At 36.4% G+C, this 12,427-nt stretch carries 16 protein-coding genes; 11 read left to right on the forward strand and 5 right to left on the reverse strand.

The window, feature by feature from the left end:
- Nucleotides 1-93: 93 nt before the first annotated feature.
- Genes OZP08_RS02255 through OZP08_RS02275 form a run of 5 tightly spaced genes read right to left on the reverse strand, consistent with a single transcriptional unit; the run spans nucleotide 94 to nucleotide 5,226 of the window.
- Nucleotides 94-1,434 carry a PBECR2 nuclease fold domain-containing protein gene (locus tag OZP08_RS02255; RefSeq protein ID WP_281322888.1) on the reverse strand — a complete coding sequence of 447 codons (1,341 nt, stop codon included), beginning with the start codon at nucleotides 1,432-1,434 and terminating at the stop codon, nucleotides 94-96.
- Complete coding sequence (locus tag OZP08_RS02260) at nucleotides 1,358-2,719, reverse strand: phage portal protein family protein (protein ID WP_268848134.1); 1,362 nt, start codon at nucleotides 2,717-2,719, stop codon at nucleotides 1,358-1,360. Before OZP08_RS02260 ends, OZP08_RS02255 begins: the two co-directional genes overlap by 77 nt.
- Before the next feature lie 55 nt (nucleotides 2,720-2,774).
- Nucleotides 2,775-3,221, reverse strand: a complete 447-nt coding sequence (locus tag OZP08_RS02265; RefSeq protein WP_268848135.1) for a phage protein Gp36 family protein — start codon at nucleotides 3,219-3,221, stop codon at nucleotides 2,775-2,777.
- Entirely contained in the window at nucleotides 3,221-4,795 is a 1,575-nt protein-coding gene (locus OZP08_RS02270) for a hypothetical protein (RefSeq protein WP_281322889.1), read from the reverse strand. The genes OZP08_RS02265 and OZP08_RS02270 overlap by 1 nt, the downstream gene beginning before the upstream one ends.
- Entirely contained in the window at nucleotides 4,795-5,226 is a 432-nt protein-coding gene (locus OZP08_RS02275; protein WP_268848138.1) for a transposase, read from the reverse strand. Before OZP08_RS02275 ends, OZP08_RS02270 begins: the two co-directional genes overlap by 1 nt.
- A gap of 126 nt (nucleotides 5,227-5,352) precedes the next feature.
- Between OZP08_RS02275 and OZP08_RS02280 the strand changes: the two genes are divergently transcribed.
- The 11 genes from OZP08_RS02280 to OZP08_RS02330 all read left to right on the forward strand — a co-directional run bounded on the left by OZP08_RS02280 (nucleotide 5,353) and on the right by OZP08_RS02330 (nucleotide 12,425).
- Complete coding sequence (locus tag OZP08_RS02280) at nucleotides 5,353-6,471, forward strand: Clp protease ClpP (protein WP_281322890.1); 1,119 nt, start codon at nucleotides 5,353-5,355, stop codon at nucleotides 6,469-6,471.
- On the forward strand, nucleotides 6,471-7,391 hold the full coding sequence (locus tag OZP08_RS02285; protein WP_268848568.1) for a hypothetical protein: 921 nt from the start codon (nucleotides 6,471-6,473) through the stop codon (nucleotides 7,389-7,391). The genes OZP08_RS02280 and OZP08_RS02285 overlap by 1 nt, the downstream gene beginning before the upstream one ends.
- Nucleotides 7,392-7,408: 17 nt before the next feature.
- On the forward strand, nucleotides 7,409-7,798 hold the full coding sequence (locus OZP08_RS02290) for a hypothetical protein (RefSeq protein WP_268848141.1): 390 nt from the start codon (nucleotides 7,409-7,411) through the stop codon (nucleotides 7,796-7,798).
- 20 nt (nucleotides 7,799-7,818) lie between these two features.
- Nucleotides 7,819-9,063 carry a DUF2586 family protein gene (locus OZP08_RS02295; RefSeq protein ID WP_268848142.1) on the forward strand — a complete coding sequence of 415 codons (1,245 nt, stop codon included), beginning with the start codon at nucleotides 7,819-7,821 and terminating at the stop codon, nucleotides 9,061-9,063.
- The gene (locus tag OZP08_RS02300; protein WP_268848143.1) at nucleotides 9,063-9,482 is read left to right on the forward strand and encodes a hypothetical protein; all 420 of its coding nucleotides are present in this window, start codon (nucleotides 9,063-9,065) and stop codon (nucleotides 9,480-9,482) included. Before OZP08_RS02295 ends, OZP08_RS02300 begins: the two co-directional genes overlap by 1 nt.
- An 83-nt stretch (nucleotides 9,483-9,565) precedes the next feature.
- Nucleotides 9,566-9,889: a hypothetical protein gene (locus OZP08_RS02305; protein ID WP_268848144.1), complete on the forward strand. Its 324-nt coding sequence runs from the start codon at nucleotides 9,566-9,568 to the stop codon at nucleotides 9,887-9,889.
- A 59-nt stretch (nucleotides 9,890-9,948) separates the two neighbouring features.
- Nucleotides 9,949-10,074 (forward strand): hypothetical protein, encoded by a 126-nt coding sequence (locus OZP08_RS02310; RefSeq protein ID WP_268848145.1) that lies wholly within the window; start codon nucleotides 9,949-9,951, stop codon nucleotides 10,072-10,074.
- Nucleotides 10,074-10,724: a DUF6046 domain-containing protein gene (locus OZP08_RS02315; protein WP_268848146.1), complete on the forward strand. Its 651-nt coding sequence runs from the start codon at nucleotides 10,074-10,076 to the stop codon at nucleotides 10,722-10,724. The genes OZP08_RS02310 and OZP08_RS02315 overlap by 1 nt, the downstream gene beginning before the upstream one ends.
- Nucleotides 10,724-11,731: a hypothetical protein gene (locus OZP08_RS02320; RefSeq protein WP_268848147.1), complete on the forward strand. Its 1,008-nt coding sequence runs from the start codon at nucleotides 10,724-10,726 to the stop codon at nucleotides 11,729-11,731. The genes OZP08_RS02315 and OZP08_RS02320 overlap by 1 nt, the downstream gene beginning before the upstream one ends.
- Nucleotides 11,728-12,210 carry a hypothetical protein gene (locus OZP08_RS02325; RefSeq protein ID WP_268848148.1) on the forward strand — a complete coding sequence of 161 codons (483 nt, stop codon included), beginning with the start codon at nucleotides 11,728-11,730 and terminating at the stop codon, nucleotides 12,208-12,210. The genes OZP08_RS02320 and OZP08_RS02325 overlap by 4 nt, the downstream gene beginning before the upstream one ends.
- Entirely contained in the window at nucleotides 12,210-12,425 is a 216-nt protein-coding gene (locus tag OZP08_RS02330) for a hypothetical protein (RefSeq protein WP_268848149.1), read from the forward strand. The genes OZP08_RS02325 and OZP08_RS02330 overlap by 1 nt, the downstream gene beginning before the upstream one ends.
- Nucleotides 12,426-12,427: the final 2 nt, after the last annotated feature.

Raw genomic sequence — 12,427 nt, forward strand, 5'->3', positions numbered from 1 at the left:
TATCTTTGTAATCAAGTTATTAAAGACGCCTTTCACGATATCGCTCACTGAAGAGGAATAGCACAGCAGTAAGGAACCATTAAATTGGGGGTGTTAAATAGCTTTATTCCTAACAAGAAGACCTTTGCGTAAGTTTAGGTCTTCTTTTTTTGCCTGATACCAAGTCAATACTTCAAGCCCATTGTTATTCAATTTACAATCTACTATAACCATAGTATCTTGATAGAACTTGATATAACGAGACTGGAATTTCCCTTCTAATTTATCGGGGTTATTATACCAAACTTCATCCGGACTATTCAATATTTCTTTGATATGCGGGAATATCTGATGTCTGTTTTCAATTGGTTTCACATACTTTCCTTTGGTGTGAAAATCGAAGTTCTTTTCAGTTAACACCATCTTACGGCCATAGTAGTCTTTGAACCCCATAAAAGCTCCTGATTTGTCCTTTTTAAACAATTCTTTTACATTGTCTGCAGTAATGCTTTCGTCTAGTGAAATAGGGTTTAAATCGAATTTAAACGAATCCCATTTTTTTAGATCATACTTATCTAAAGTCATATCGTTTAACTTTTTCGGCAGTCCTTTGATATCGCTGTAAAACTGTGATTTGGTAAATACTTCTTTCAGGTCACCTCGATTGATATTGAATTGACTTTTTGACCAGTTTGCATTGTCAGCGTTAAGCATTTCCTGAGCGACTTTACCGCTCATTACTTCACCTGATTTCGGAGTTTGGTTATATTGTGTAAACTCGCAGCGACACCCGTGACCATTTGGAGGAAATAACTTCATAGCTTCACGGTCGCTTAAGTTGAATATTTTACCATCCAGTTTGGCGTGTTCATTTCTTACTTTTGAATCTCCTGCAGTTTGATATTGAACATAAGAAGTAACCGTGTCCTTTTCGGCTAAAAAACGGTGATATGCTGCCGAATTTTGACCCACGGCCACCGAAAGATTATATTCAGTGGTTAGATAGTTTTGATTCAAATTAGCTACACGTTCATTAGCCAGTTTCTTAAAATCGGCTTCTGATCTAATTTCGTTTTTATCCTGGTCTAATAGTAAATCAGTCATGGCGGCCAAACGTGCCTCCGTCTTCGATTCCGAAAATTCAAAAAGGTTATATTCCATCAGCTGATAAGCCAAACTATCGGGCGTATTAAACCCTGAAATTGTGCCATAACCCGATTTTAAACCGTCAACTAATTGCAAAGCTTCAGCAACTATTAACTGTCCCTGTGTGCCTATTGTTTCCTCTTTGTTCCATACAGCAGTAAGTAATTTATTAGTTAAATCGTCTAGTATTTTGGTGCTTGCTTCAACTACAGGAGCGATGGAACCGCAGCACTTATGATAAGTAATCTCTTTTCCATGGTTTATCGCCTGAATGGTTATCTTTTTGCTCGGGATTTTGAATTGCTTCATTTTTTATAAGTTTTAAAATAGCCTCCATTATCGGTGCTGATGCTACAATTTGGTTATTTGATTGAGTTTGTTTTTTGCCAGTTATCGGTACGTTAAATGTTTTAGAAACCCACTCTTCGTCTACGTCAAATTCTTCCATAATGCCTTTTACGATTTCCCAAAACTTAGTTAGATCTATTTCTTCTTTCGATTCTATCCATTCAAAAATATCATCATCAGAAATGTAGCTGTAGCCTTGAATTTGTAACAAAGGCAATAATTCATCATTGATATTAAAGCCTATATTTTTCCTATCGGATTGACTAATTTTGAAATCTAAAGAGCGTTCGTGAACTTCGGTATTAGATCGATTGGCTTCATTGCTTCCTATCGTATTAGAACCCACTAACACACCTGAAATTTCAGTAGTATTGTATTCAATAAATTTTGAATACACATTGTAAGCATCGGTTCTATTAGCTTCGTCAAACTTGATAGTAGTTCCTTCAGGGAAAACACCTACTGAAGCTTCAGCTAATGCCAATAATTGCTTTTCGACATTATCGATGTGCGTAGAATTGCTATTATTGGTAGTTGCTGAAATCATCGGCATTCCAAACTTTTCGCAAAACTCAGCCCATGACTGTGCTACATTTCGTTTCCAAATTAAGTTTGGAATAATATTATTAATAAGTCCTAAAGGGTCGTCTTGATTAAGTTCAATTATCCACGGCTTATTTTGATCAGAATCATATTCTATAAAAATTTTATCTTTTGATAAATCAGGATAAATTCTTTTTTGACTAGGTACTAAGTTTCTTGAAGGTAGAACAGAAAATTTAATTTTCTTATCGTTAAACTCTGAAAACTCAATTAATTTAGTTCCAAAAAGTATAGCATCTAATTCAAGATTTAAATAGCGATAGAACCATTTTTGATTAAGTAATTTGGTTGCTTCTTCATTTATATCACCTGTTTTTTCATTTCTTATTTGAAATCCAACACTTAAAGTTGCTGTCTTTCTAAGGATAACATTTTTTAAAAGTGTTCCGTCCGTTTTCAAATCATCAACTAAATCAAAATAGCGATTGTACCGTGGTGTTTCAATATGTTCAATAGCGGTTAGTGCCAAACGCCATGATTGAATTTCTTTTCTAGAGCGGTCTTTGTATGATTTGGCAATTTGCATAATGATGGCATCAGCATTTCGTTTGCCTGATTTCAAAGGCAAAGTATCTGTTTTCGCTACAGGCGAAAAACCGCCCTTATTACGGTTGTTAAGTATTCTGTTTGTATTCTTTCTCATAAATTATAAAATTGCGCCTTAGAATTGAGTTTAAACGTGTTTTAAATCGCAAACACTACCACTTGTTATTCGTGAATGTGTTTTTGCTGCTTAATCGAAAGCTGTCCTTTGCTTCTCCCGTGCTTTCGTCTTTGATTAATGGCAGGTCAGCATAGCCTTTTCCTTCGGCTATTAATTTGAGCCATTCCATTACGTCTTGGTATCGGTTGGAACGGTGTTCTGGAATCTTATTGGGAGCGATGGAACAATACAAATGATACAAGGCACAATCAATAGTAATCATTACGATATAAGCGTTCCGGATATCAGTGGTAGCTCCATCAGCTAAAGTTGTAAATATGGCAGCCACATCATAACGCCCGGCTAAATAGTTCTTGATTTGAGCTATTGCCATTTCTTCTGCACTCAACAGCTTGGTTTCAGTGTAATTTTCTAGCAAAATGTTTTTGATTTCATTTCGAATCAATACAGCGTAGTCGGTATCTTTTAAAAATCGGCTCATTAGAATCTGTTTTTGTTATTTTTTATTATTTCTTTACGAGATGTGGCTTTAGGCTCAAATTTGGTTACGAATGTGATTTGATTTACTTCTACTATTGCAGATTGTAACGCATCGGGACCATCATCATTTGCGCCGCTTCCTTTTTCGAAAGCATATAGTTGTTCTAGCAACATATCAAAGTCAATCGATTCTTTGCATTCATCATTAAACCAAATATTAGCACGTTCAAAATAGCCCATCATACTTTCAATACGGTCGAATTTGCCGTCCTTACTTTTCTTGTCTGCTACAACTGGAATGTACCAACCACGCTCATCACCTTCAATATCAAAATCATTCACAAACTCATCTTGAGCAAACAAACCCTCAATTCGGTAGCGGCAATTGTATTTTAAGAAATCATTTTGTTGTACAAAATCATACAGCCATTTAGCAACATTCATTCTTGATGTTTTTCGAACGTAAGCGGCTAAAACGTGAAATTCACGTCCAATTTTACCCACTAGAATCATTGCCTTATAATCTCCTGCATCCTTATAACTTAAATCGCCATAGAAACACATTCCTTCATATTTGCTCCATTCTAACCTAGTTTTCCATTGGATTTGTTCGGGTTTAAACATTTCGCCATCTTGTATGTGTACGTGCATGTATTCACGCATAAAGGAACGATAAGGCGTTTCTTCATATTTATCCCTCCAATATTGGGCGTTTGTTTTTTCTGGCCATGTAGGTTCGAATGTGTGTAAATCTTTGACGGCTTTGGCAGTAACGATAAAGTGCTTTATTTTTCGTTTTGCCTTTAAAGCCTTTTCATTGATTTTTTCAAACTCTTTTTTCAATAAATTGATAATACAGTTTTTGTGAAAGTTGTTATTAGCAACAATAAAGCGTTGTCTCAAACCTCCTTCGTCAAAACAACCTCTTAAATCCTCCCAAGCCCATTCGTAAGCTTCACGTGAAAGCTTATCATTCTTTACTCTTTTTCGAGTATCAGCATCATCCATTAAGATATAATCGGGACGGTTTTCCTCCTCGCTTTCTCCACGGGGTGACTGACCGATACTCATTGCTTTGAATTTTACACCATCAGTCGTTGTAAAATCTCCATTTGTCCAGTCTCCATAATTAAATCGTTTACCGTAATCGTTTATTAATCGGGTATTCGATTTTAATTGTGCCTGTATTTTACCAATCAATTTTTTTGCTTTTGGGTCGGTTTGACCAATCAAAAGCATATAAAACAAATCTTTTGTGAAGTATAAAAACAAAGGGATTCCCATACCTAAATGCACACTTTTTGCACCTGATCTGTAAATCTCTCCAAGGACACTACATATTTTATTATTAATAATTATGGTCGCTAAATCCACGTGATAAGGCGCACAAGGACTTTTGGCATAGTTCGGAAAGTAATATTCAAACCATTTTATATAATCACTTTCAAGTCTTTTGATACGGTTGAGTTTATCAATAGGCTTTTCATTGATATCAATTGTTGTAGCTTTCTTAATTCTTACACAATGTGCATCATACTCCTTTATAAGTTTTTCCCATTTTGGACTCATTGCCATTAGCCTTCCTGATTTATTTTAAACAAAATGAACTGTTTGTGATATTCCGTAAATAAGACGGCTGTTTTGGGGTCTTGGTCTGCCATCCAGTTATCGAATTCTTTGAAAACTGAAAAGACAATTTGTGTACTTGTGCTACTTGATAGTGTTTCGATTACCTTATTAATCTTAGCGAGTGCATCGGCATCGATAAGCGATACTCCACCAGTAGCAACGGTTTTTAATTCCTTAATCAATATTTCGCGAATCTTATGAGGAGATGCCAACATTTCGGCACGCTTGTCTTCCCAACGTCCGTCTTTTCTCCATTTTGACAGTGTTTGTTCGGATACGTCTAGCTGTTCGGCAATAGCTTTTGCTGTCATTCCGTCTTCGACAAACATCCTTTCGGCCATTACTTTTTTTGCCTGATTTGTGAGCAAATTTGACATGTTTTTATAGTGATTTAAATGCAAAAATCCTTATAAATCAAGGTGCAAACTAAAATTGTTGCAACCCTTGCGAACAATTTTTCATACCCTATTTTATCATCACATCTTTGCTTCAAAGTTTTAAAAATGATTTTTCAAGTACAGCAAAACACGATAGCCGCATACGGTCAAATTTGGGAAGGAAACGGAATGGAGTTCGTTTCGATATTCACACAAATGGAAAGTCAATACAGTGATATTACTGTAAAGATTCACACCTATGGAGGTTCTGTGTTTGACGGAAATCTAATCTTTAACACTATCCAAAACAGTAAAAAAAACATTGATATACAAATCATTGGTATAGCTGCATCGATGGGTGCAATAATCAGTCAGTCCCGCAAAAATAAACCTCGTATGGTAAGAAATGGATATTTGATGATTCACGCCCCATCAGGTGGTACCGATGGAACAGCAACCGACCACGAGAATACCGCTAAACTATTACGCTCAATAGAAAAAAACTTTAAAACTCTTTTAGTTAATAGTACAGGAAAGCCTGAAAGTTATGTCGCTAAATGGATGGTTGGGGACAACTGGTTTGATGCAGAACAGGCGCTGAAGGAAGGTTTGATTTCTGAAATCATAGAACCCGAAAGCGATACTATAATCGCTAATTTAAACCCACAAGAATTAGGTGTACAAGGAATGTATTACCAATTCACGGCTTTACTGACTCCTAAAAACGAATCAAAAATAAATTTAGATCATACTATGAAAAAACCAATTATTGAAGCTCTAGCCTTAACTGGTGTAAATGAGCAAAGTTCGGATACAGCGATTATTGATGCTGTTAATGCAAAGTTTGCTGCTGAAAAGTCAGAGCTTCAAGGTAAGCTAGATGCCGAAATTAAAAAGCGTGAAACTGCCGAAGAATCATTAAAAGCCAAAGCCAAAGCAGCTATTACGGCTGTTGTTGAAGCAGCTAAAAAAGCGGGTAAAATTACTCAAGACCAAGTGGCTACTTATGAAAGTATTGCTGAAGCTTCAGGAATTGAAGTTTTAAACACTGTTCTTGGTGCTATTCCGGCACGCAATCCTATCTATTCACAAATACAATCACATGGTAAAACGGATGCAGTTTTAGGTCGTGAGGAATGGGATTTTGACAAATGGCAAAAAGAAGATCCAAAAGCCTTAGAAGCTATGGCCGGAAAAGAACCAGAAAAATTCAAAGAATTGTTTAACGCAAAATATAAAAAATAATGGCAGAATTAGTTGACGGATTATGGCTTGAGCAATTTGTAGAGCCTCAGCTTTTAGAAGAATTTAGAAACTATAAGGATGACTTTATAGGAACTTTCAAAGCGCCTTCAGAGGATGCAATTGATAAAGATGGTATTAAGTTCAATAAGTTGATTAATGAAATAAAATTTCATGTTAACAAGAGTACTGCTTTTGAACCAGTTGAAATCCCTAATAAAAAGGGTTTGGTTGAGTGGGATAAATTAGATACAGACTTAACTGTAGTATCTGATAAATCAATGCGAGCTTTAGCTTTTGATAAAGAAAGTGAATTAAGAAGATTGCATAATGAAGCCTTTAGAATGGGTGTCCGAGATTATGCGTTGAGAAAAATTGCTCCAAAAGCGAATACTTCAGGAACTCCAATTTTAAGGACAACTGGAGAAGATGATGGTACTGGTAGAAAAAAATTGAAGTATTCTGATATGATTAAATATTACAGCGTACTTGAAGGTTTGAATCTTACAGATTGGGCTCAAGCATTTATGATTCTTTGCGCTGAACACAGACAAGATCTTATTGAAGATAGAGGTAATACTAATAACATTCGTGATATTGAAATTGACTCTAATACGGGAGAGTTAAAAAGATTTTTTAAACTAAAATTCTTTGAAAATAATAGCTCTGTAAAATTTACTGCAGCTGATGCTCCTGTTTCTCAAGGTGCTGTTTCTCAAGCAACACATAGAAATGGTTCTTTATTTTATTATGCACCAAATATTGTACATCACATCGAAGCGGTAAAAGTACTTTATAAACCAATGATACAAGATACTCGAAATCCTGATCCCCAGTCAGAACTACGATTACACTGTTATGGTCTTACAGACAAAAAGCAGGAATATGGTGTGGGGGCGTTAGTTTCCGGTATTGTTACTTAATTTTTTATGTAAGTAAAATGATAGATAAAATTACACTGAAGCAAGAAGCTGATAAGCTTTTTGCTTCTACATCCCACGAAGTGTTGTTTGCAAGTCCAGCAGGCGAATTTTTTACGTCTGAAAAAATTGGAAGTTTGAGTATAAAGGCAGGTGAAAAGCTTATCAAGTTTGAAAAAACAGAAACAAAAGAGCTAAACGCCAATGACACTATTGCTAAAATCAAAGCGGTTACTTCATTGCAAGAATTGGCGGCGTTTGCAGGTGATGATCGTAAATCTGTTATATCAGTTTATGGCTGGAAAGAAAAACAACTAATAGAAGCTATTAAGGTGGTTGGTGCAAAAACCGAAGGAACTAACCCACCAGTGGCAGGAAACGGAAACGCAGACACCGACACCCAAAAGTAAATTTAAAACCAATTTAAACGATGGCAAATTTAGATGCTGCAAAAATAAAAAAAGGGAAAGTTGGAGCCAATAGGCAAAACAACGACAGGGGAATTTCAGGACTCATTGTGAGTTCGCCTGTCAATACTCTTTTACCGTTTAAAAAAACGGTTCAATTGTACGGTTTGTACGATGCCGAACAAAATGGTATTACCCCCGAATTTGACAAGACAAACAATGTAAACGTATATCGCCACGTGCGAGAATTTTACAGAGGTGCCGGTGAAGGTGTTGAGCTTAATGTAATGTTAGTACCTCAAACGGAAACGTTGATAACCATTACTGAAGATACTACTGGCGACAAAGTAAAACGTTTACTGGTTGATGCCGCTTACAAGGTTAGACAAGTGGCCATTGCTTTAAACCCAACGGTTATTGGTGTGGCTGTTGATGGATTGCCACCGGATGTTTTCGGGTCAATTCCAAAAGCACAAGGTACGGCCGAATGGGCTTATAATCAATTTATGCCAGTACACTTATTCGTTGAGGGTTATGGCTTGAGTGGCACGGCTGCAGTAGTTCCTGACTTGAGAGATATTGAAAATGTTGAGGCAACAAAAGTAACTATGGTTATTGGCCAAGACTGGCAATACGCTGAAACTAAAACAGGAATAGCCCAAAAATTTGCCGATGTAGGTACAATTTTGGGGATATGTGCGGCTGCTGGAATTAATCAAAACATTGGAGATAACGAGGCATTCAATTTAACCAATGCCGGAAAGTCTGCTTGGTTGGTTCCTGGACTATCGAACCATAAAACCAATAAAGAAGTTTATGCTGAATTGCAAACTTTTGAAGATAAAGGATATGTGTTTGGTATTACTTATCCTGGTCTAGCGGGAGTCCGTATCAATAACGACCACGTTTGCGCACCTATTAAAATAGATGCTGAAGGCAACATCAACGAGCATACAATTGCTTACGGCCGTGTTATGGACGACTGCGCTAGACAGTTAAGAACCGCTTATTTACCTAAGGTTAAAAAAACGTATCCGGTTAACGCAGCGGGTAAACTACCAACAGGTGTGCGTGTGAGTTTGGAAACCATTGGCGACAACATATTTACCGATATGCAGAACGCTGTCGAAATATCTGCGGGTAAAACGACCATTGACCCGAATAGTGATTTGTTGGTTGCAAAAGAGCTGAAGGTATCTTTTAACGTGCAACCTACTGGTGTACTGGGCTATTTAAACGGAACTATTAACCTTAAAGCTAAGCAATAATGGCAGAAATAACAAGAAACGGTAAAGCTTACGATAGTGCTGATTCAGAATGTTTCATTAATGGAGTGCCTCTTGAAATTACTTCGGCAACTTATGGTAATGAGCAAGAACATCAATTGAATTTTGGTCTTAGTTCGAATGCTAGCAGTTGGAGTCGTGGCAAAAAAACACCAAGCTGTACAATAGGTATTATGATGCATGACATCGTACCTCTTGAATTAGCTGCTAAAGGTGGTAGTATTTTAGATATTCCACCATTTTATATGATCATGACTTTTACGAATGAATATAACATCATTGTAACGGATAGGGTTTTAATGAAATTCCAAAACGAGGGCCGAGAGGTTACTGGCGAAATGGGGCTTAAAAAAGAATACACGATGTTCGCTTTATCAGTTGAATTGAACGTAGCGGCATAATTCCAAGTTCATTTTTTTTCATTTTTTAACAAGCCCTCTGATAGGGAGGGCTTTTTTTAAATCAAATTTAAACACAAAATATAATGGCAAAAGTCAAAAAAGAAGTAAGTCAAGAAATAATTGAAAAAGTCGGCGGTGTCGACAAATTAAGACGAGTTGAATTACCGCTGGATGATGACGGTAACGAGGTATTGGACGTGATCGTTTGCATTCCCGATCGTAGAACTATGGGGCAATACTTGAAGTATCAAAGCGTAAATCCCGCAAAGGCACAAGAGATTTTGGTTAAAAACTGTTTGCTGACAGATAAAGACCAGGTACTTGCAGATGATGCATTGTTTTTAACCTGTGTAAGCGAATTAGCCCAGCTGATTCCAATTAGAGAAGGCAAGATAAAAAAGTATTAGACGATTGCCCGGGACTGATAAATGATGCTGATAAAGACATGATTTTTAAAATTGATGCAATGATTAGCCACGTCTTGCATTTGCCTTTCCCGGAACAATTGGATGATGATGTTTGGGCTCAAAAATGGGCACAAGTGCAGTGGCTGATTGAAAAAGGTATAGTAGCTCCAATAAATCCAACATAATGCCAATAACAGATGCTTACAAACACGTCTTTAATGACGTTGTTGCTTTCCCGTCAAACATAACGATCGATTTGGTAGCACGCTATGCGGCCGCTTTTGGAATGATGGCAGCGGGAGCGGCTATTGAAAAAGTATTTGTTGAAAAAACTAAAAACAAAGATTACAATTTTCAATATTTCCCTATTCAAGATGGGAGTGTGGACTATGTAAAAATGGTTGTTCCTGGGCAAGAAGCTTTAGAATTTTCGACCGTATTACATGGCGACAGAGGCAATGTTTTTGCGCCTCCTTTATTGATCGGTTTTTCTCAAGAAAAGTCTCTGATTGAAACCGAAGTCAATGACGATGATCCGATCGTAATTGAAAGATGGGGAACAAAGCCGTGGGATATCACTATTAATGGCATTTTGATTGATTTAGACAACAGAATTTATCCAACAGATGAGATACGTCGTTTAAATCGAAATTGGAAATATAATGGCGTGGTTAAGGTTATAGGGAAGCAATTTGAAGAAAAAGACATCGATAGTTTGTATTTCCGATCAATCAATTTTACGGCTGTTGAAGGTTACCAGGACACTATACAATTTACCATCAATGCAAGTTCAATAAAGGCAGTCAATTTCACACTTTTGAAACCAAATAGTTAATGAATTATTTGTATCACAATATCAGTATAAGAATAACCATTGCTGATAATTTAGAGTTTACGGTTTGCCAATCGATTCACATAGAATCAAGTGTACAAGTTCTTGCAAATAATGCCAAAATCGAATTACCTAGGGAGTTTCGTAATGCCGTTGATGAAGTGGGTAAAGCCATCAATATTGCGGGTAAATCTATTTTGGATTTTATGAAACGTGGGAATGCTATAAAAATTGAGTTTGGGTACGATGGTGACCTGCAAAATGAATTCGAAGGATACATCACTAAAATAGGCGCTGAAATGCCTTTGCTTTTAGAATGTGAAGACGAAATGTTTCAACTCAAGAAAGCTCCTAGAATAACCAAATTTATAAAGTCGGGAAAGTTAATTGATATTTTGAAAGCCGTATTACCCGCCAAATATAAGATTGAATGTAATGGTGATTACTCAATCGGAAAGTGGCTAATAGAAGATGCAACTCCTTACAATGTTCTTGAAGAGCTTCGAGACAAAGCAGGAATCAGAGCTTACTTTAAAAACCCAACGACACTATGTGTTGGAATGATCGTGGATTTTAAAGCTGAAACAGTTCATAAATTCAATTTTAGTGAGAATGTACGACGTGGTAGTAATTTGAAATTTGAACAAAAGGAAAGTAAACCAATATTTCTAACTGTCGAAAGTAAACAAGCAGACGGCAAAATACTTTCAATATCTGTAGGTGAAAAAGGAGGTGATGAAAAGAAAATGAAGCTTTGGCCAAATATGACTAAATCAGAACTTCAATTATGGGCCAATAAACAACAAACAAGTGTTTCCTATGATGGCTTTGAGGGAACTTTAGACGGATGGTGTTACCCTAGAACTAAGCCAGGAGATTCAGCACAATTGTATAGGCCATATTACAAAGACAGGCATCAAGATGGAAGGTATTTTATAGAAAGCGTAACCATCGATGTTAACGGTTCTGAAGGTATTAAGAGAGCCAATAATTTAAGTTATAAACTATGAGTGAATTTGAGGAAATGTTTAAACAAGCTATCCATAGCTCACGTAAAAATAAAGGCAAATTTACCTTAACTGTTGGAACGGTAAAAGCTGTTGAAAATGATACTTGCACTGTAGATTATTATGAAGATGTTCGGCTTAACGCTATAATTGAAGATTCAAAAAGCCAGTTTACAGTGTATCCTAAAGTAGGCTCAAAAGTAGTTATTGGCCGCCTAGAGAATGAAGATAATGCTTTTGTAGTTGGTGTTTCTGAAATTGAAAAAGTAACTGTTAAAATAGGCGATTTGATATTTGAAATAAACAATGGCAAGTTTAAGATTAAAAGCGGAAGTGTGAGTCTTAAATCGATTTTAAACGATGCTTTTGACCAAATGAATAAAGCAATAATAACGACACCATCGGGACCAGGACAATTTTCCGCTGCAGATAAATTGGTATTTAAAGATTTAAAACAAAAAACGAATCAATTACTAGGATAATGGCATTAAATGATATTGTATTTATTGACGAAATAGTAAATCTGCAGGATGAAATGAGTCGGGCAATAGATTATGAAACGGCTAAAGTAGAATATGCACAAAAACTGCTACTAGCAATTAAAAATTACATAAAGTCTGGAACGGTTACTGTAAACGTGATTACCACTGGAAGTGCTGCTAATCATACTGGAACTGGAACGGGTACAATAAGTTAAAG

The sequence above is a fragment of the Flavobacterium aestivum genome, from assembly GCF_026870175.2.
In the GTDB taxonomy this organism is placed as follows: Bacteria; Bacteroidota; Bacteroidia; order Flavobacteriales; family Flavobacteriaceae; genus Flavobacterium; species Flavobacterium aestivum.

Coding starts and splice junctions, on each gene's coding strand:
- OZP08_RS02310 (WP_268848145.1), top strand. CDS start 9,949: ATGATTAGCCACGTCTTGCATTTGCCTTTCCCGGAACAATTGGATGAT.
- OZP08_RS02270 (WP_281322889.1), bottom strand. CDS start 4,795: ATGGCAATGAGTCCAAAATGGGAAAAACTTATAAAGGAGTATGATGCA.
- OZP08_RS02330 (WP_268848149.1), top strand. CDS start 12,210: ATGGCATTAAATGATATTGTATTTATTGACGAAATAGTAAATCTGCAG.
- OZP08_RS02280 (WP_281322890.1), top strand. CDS start 5,353: ATGATTTTTCAAGTACAGCAAAACACGATAGCCGCATACGGTCAAATT.
- OZP08_RS02285 (WP_268848568.1), top strand. CDS start 6,471: ATGGCAGAATTAGTTGACGGATTATGGCTTGAGCAATTTGTAGAGCCT.
- OZP08_RS02315 (WP_268848146.1), top strand. CDS start 10,074: ATGCCAATAACAGATGCTTACAAACACGTCTTTAATGACGTTGTTGCT.
- OZP08_RS02320 (WP_268848147.1), top strand. CDS start 10,724: ATGAATTATTTGTATCACAATATCAGTATAAGAATAACCATTGCTGAT.
- OZP08_RS02325 (WP_268848148.1), top strand. CDS start 11,728: ATGAGTGAATTTGAGGAAATGTTTAAACAAGCTATCCATAGCTCACGT.
- OZP08_RS02275 (WP_268848138.1), bottom strand. CDS start 5,226: ATGTCAAATTTGCTCACAAATCAGGCAAAAAAAGTAATGGCCGAAAGG.
- OZP08_RS02300 (WP_268848143.1), top strand. CDS start 9,063: ATGGCAGAAATAACAAGAAACGGTAAAGCTTACGATAGTGCTGATTCA.
- OZP08_RS02265 (WP_268848135.1), bottom strand. CDS start 3,221: ATGAGCCGATTTTTAAAAGATACCGACTACGCTGTATTGATTCGAAAT.
- OZP08_RS02255 (WP_281322888.1), bottom strand. CDS start 1,434: ATGAAGCAATTCAAAATCCCGAGCAAAAAGATAACCATTCAGGCGATA.
- OZP08_RS02305 (WP_268848144.1), top strand. CDS start 9,566: ATGGCAAAAGTCAAAAAAGAAGTAAGTCAAGAAATAATTGAAAAAGTC.
- OZP08_RS02290 (WP_268848141.1), top strand. CDS start 7,409: ATGATAGATAAAATTACACTGAAGCAAGAAGCTGATAAGCTTTTTGCT.
- OZP08_RS02295 (WP_268848142.1), top strand. CDS start 7,819: ATGGCAAATTTAGATGCTGCAAAAATAAAAAAAGGGAAAGTTGGAGCC.
- OZP08_RS02260 (WP_268848134.1), bottom strand. CDS start 2,719: ATGAGAAAGAATACAAACAGAATACTTAACAACCGTAATAAGGGCGGT.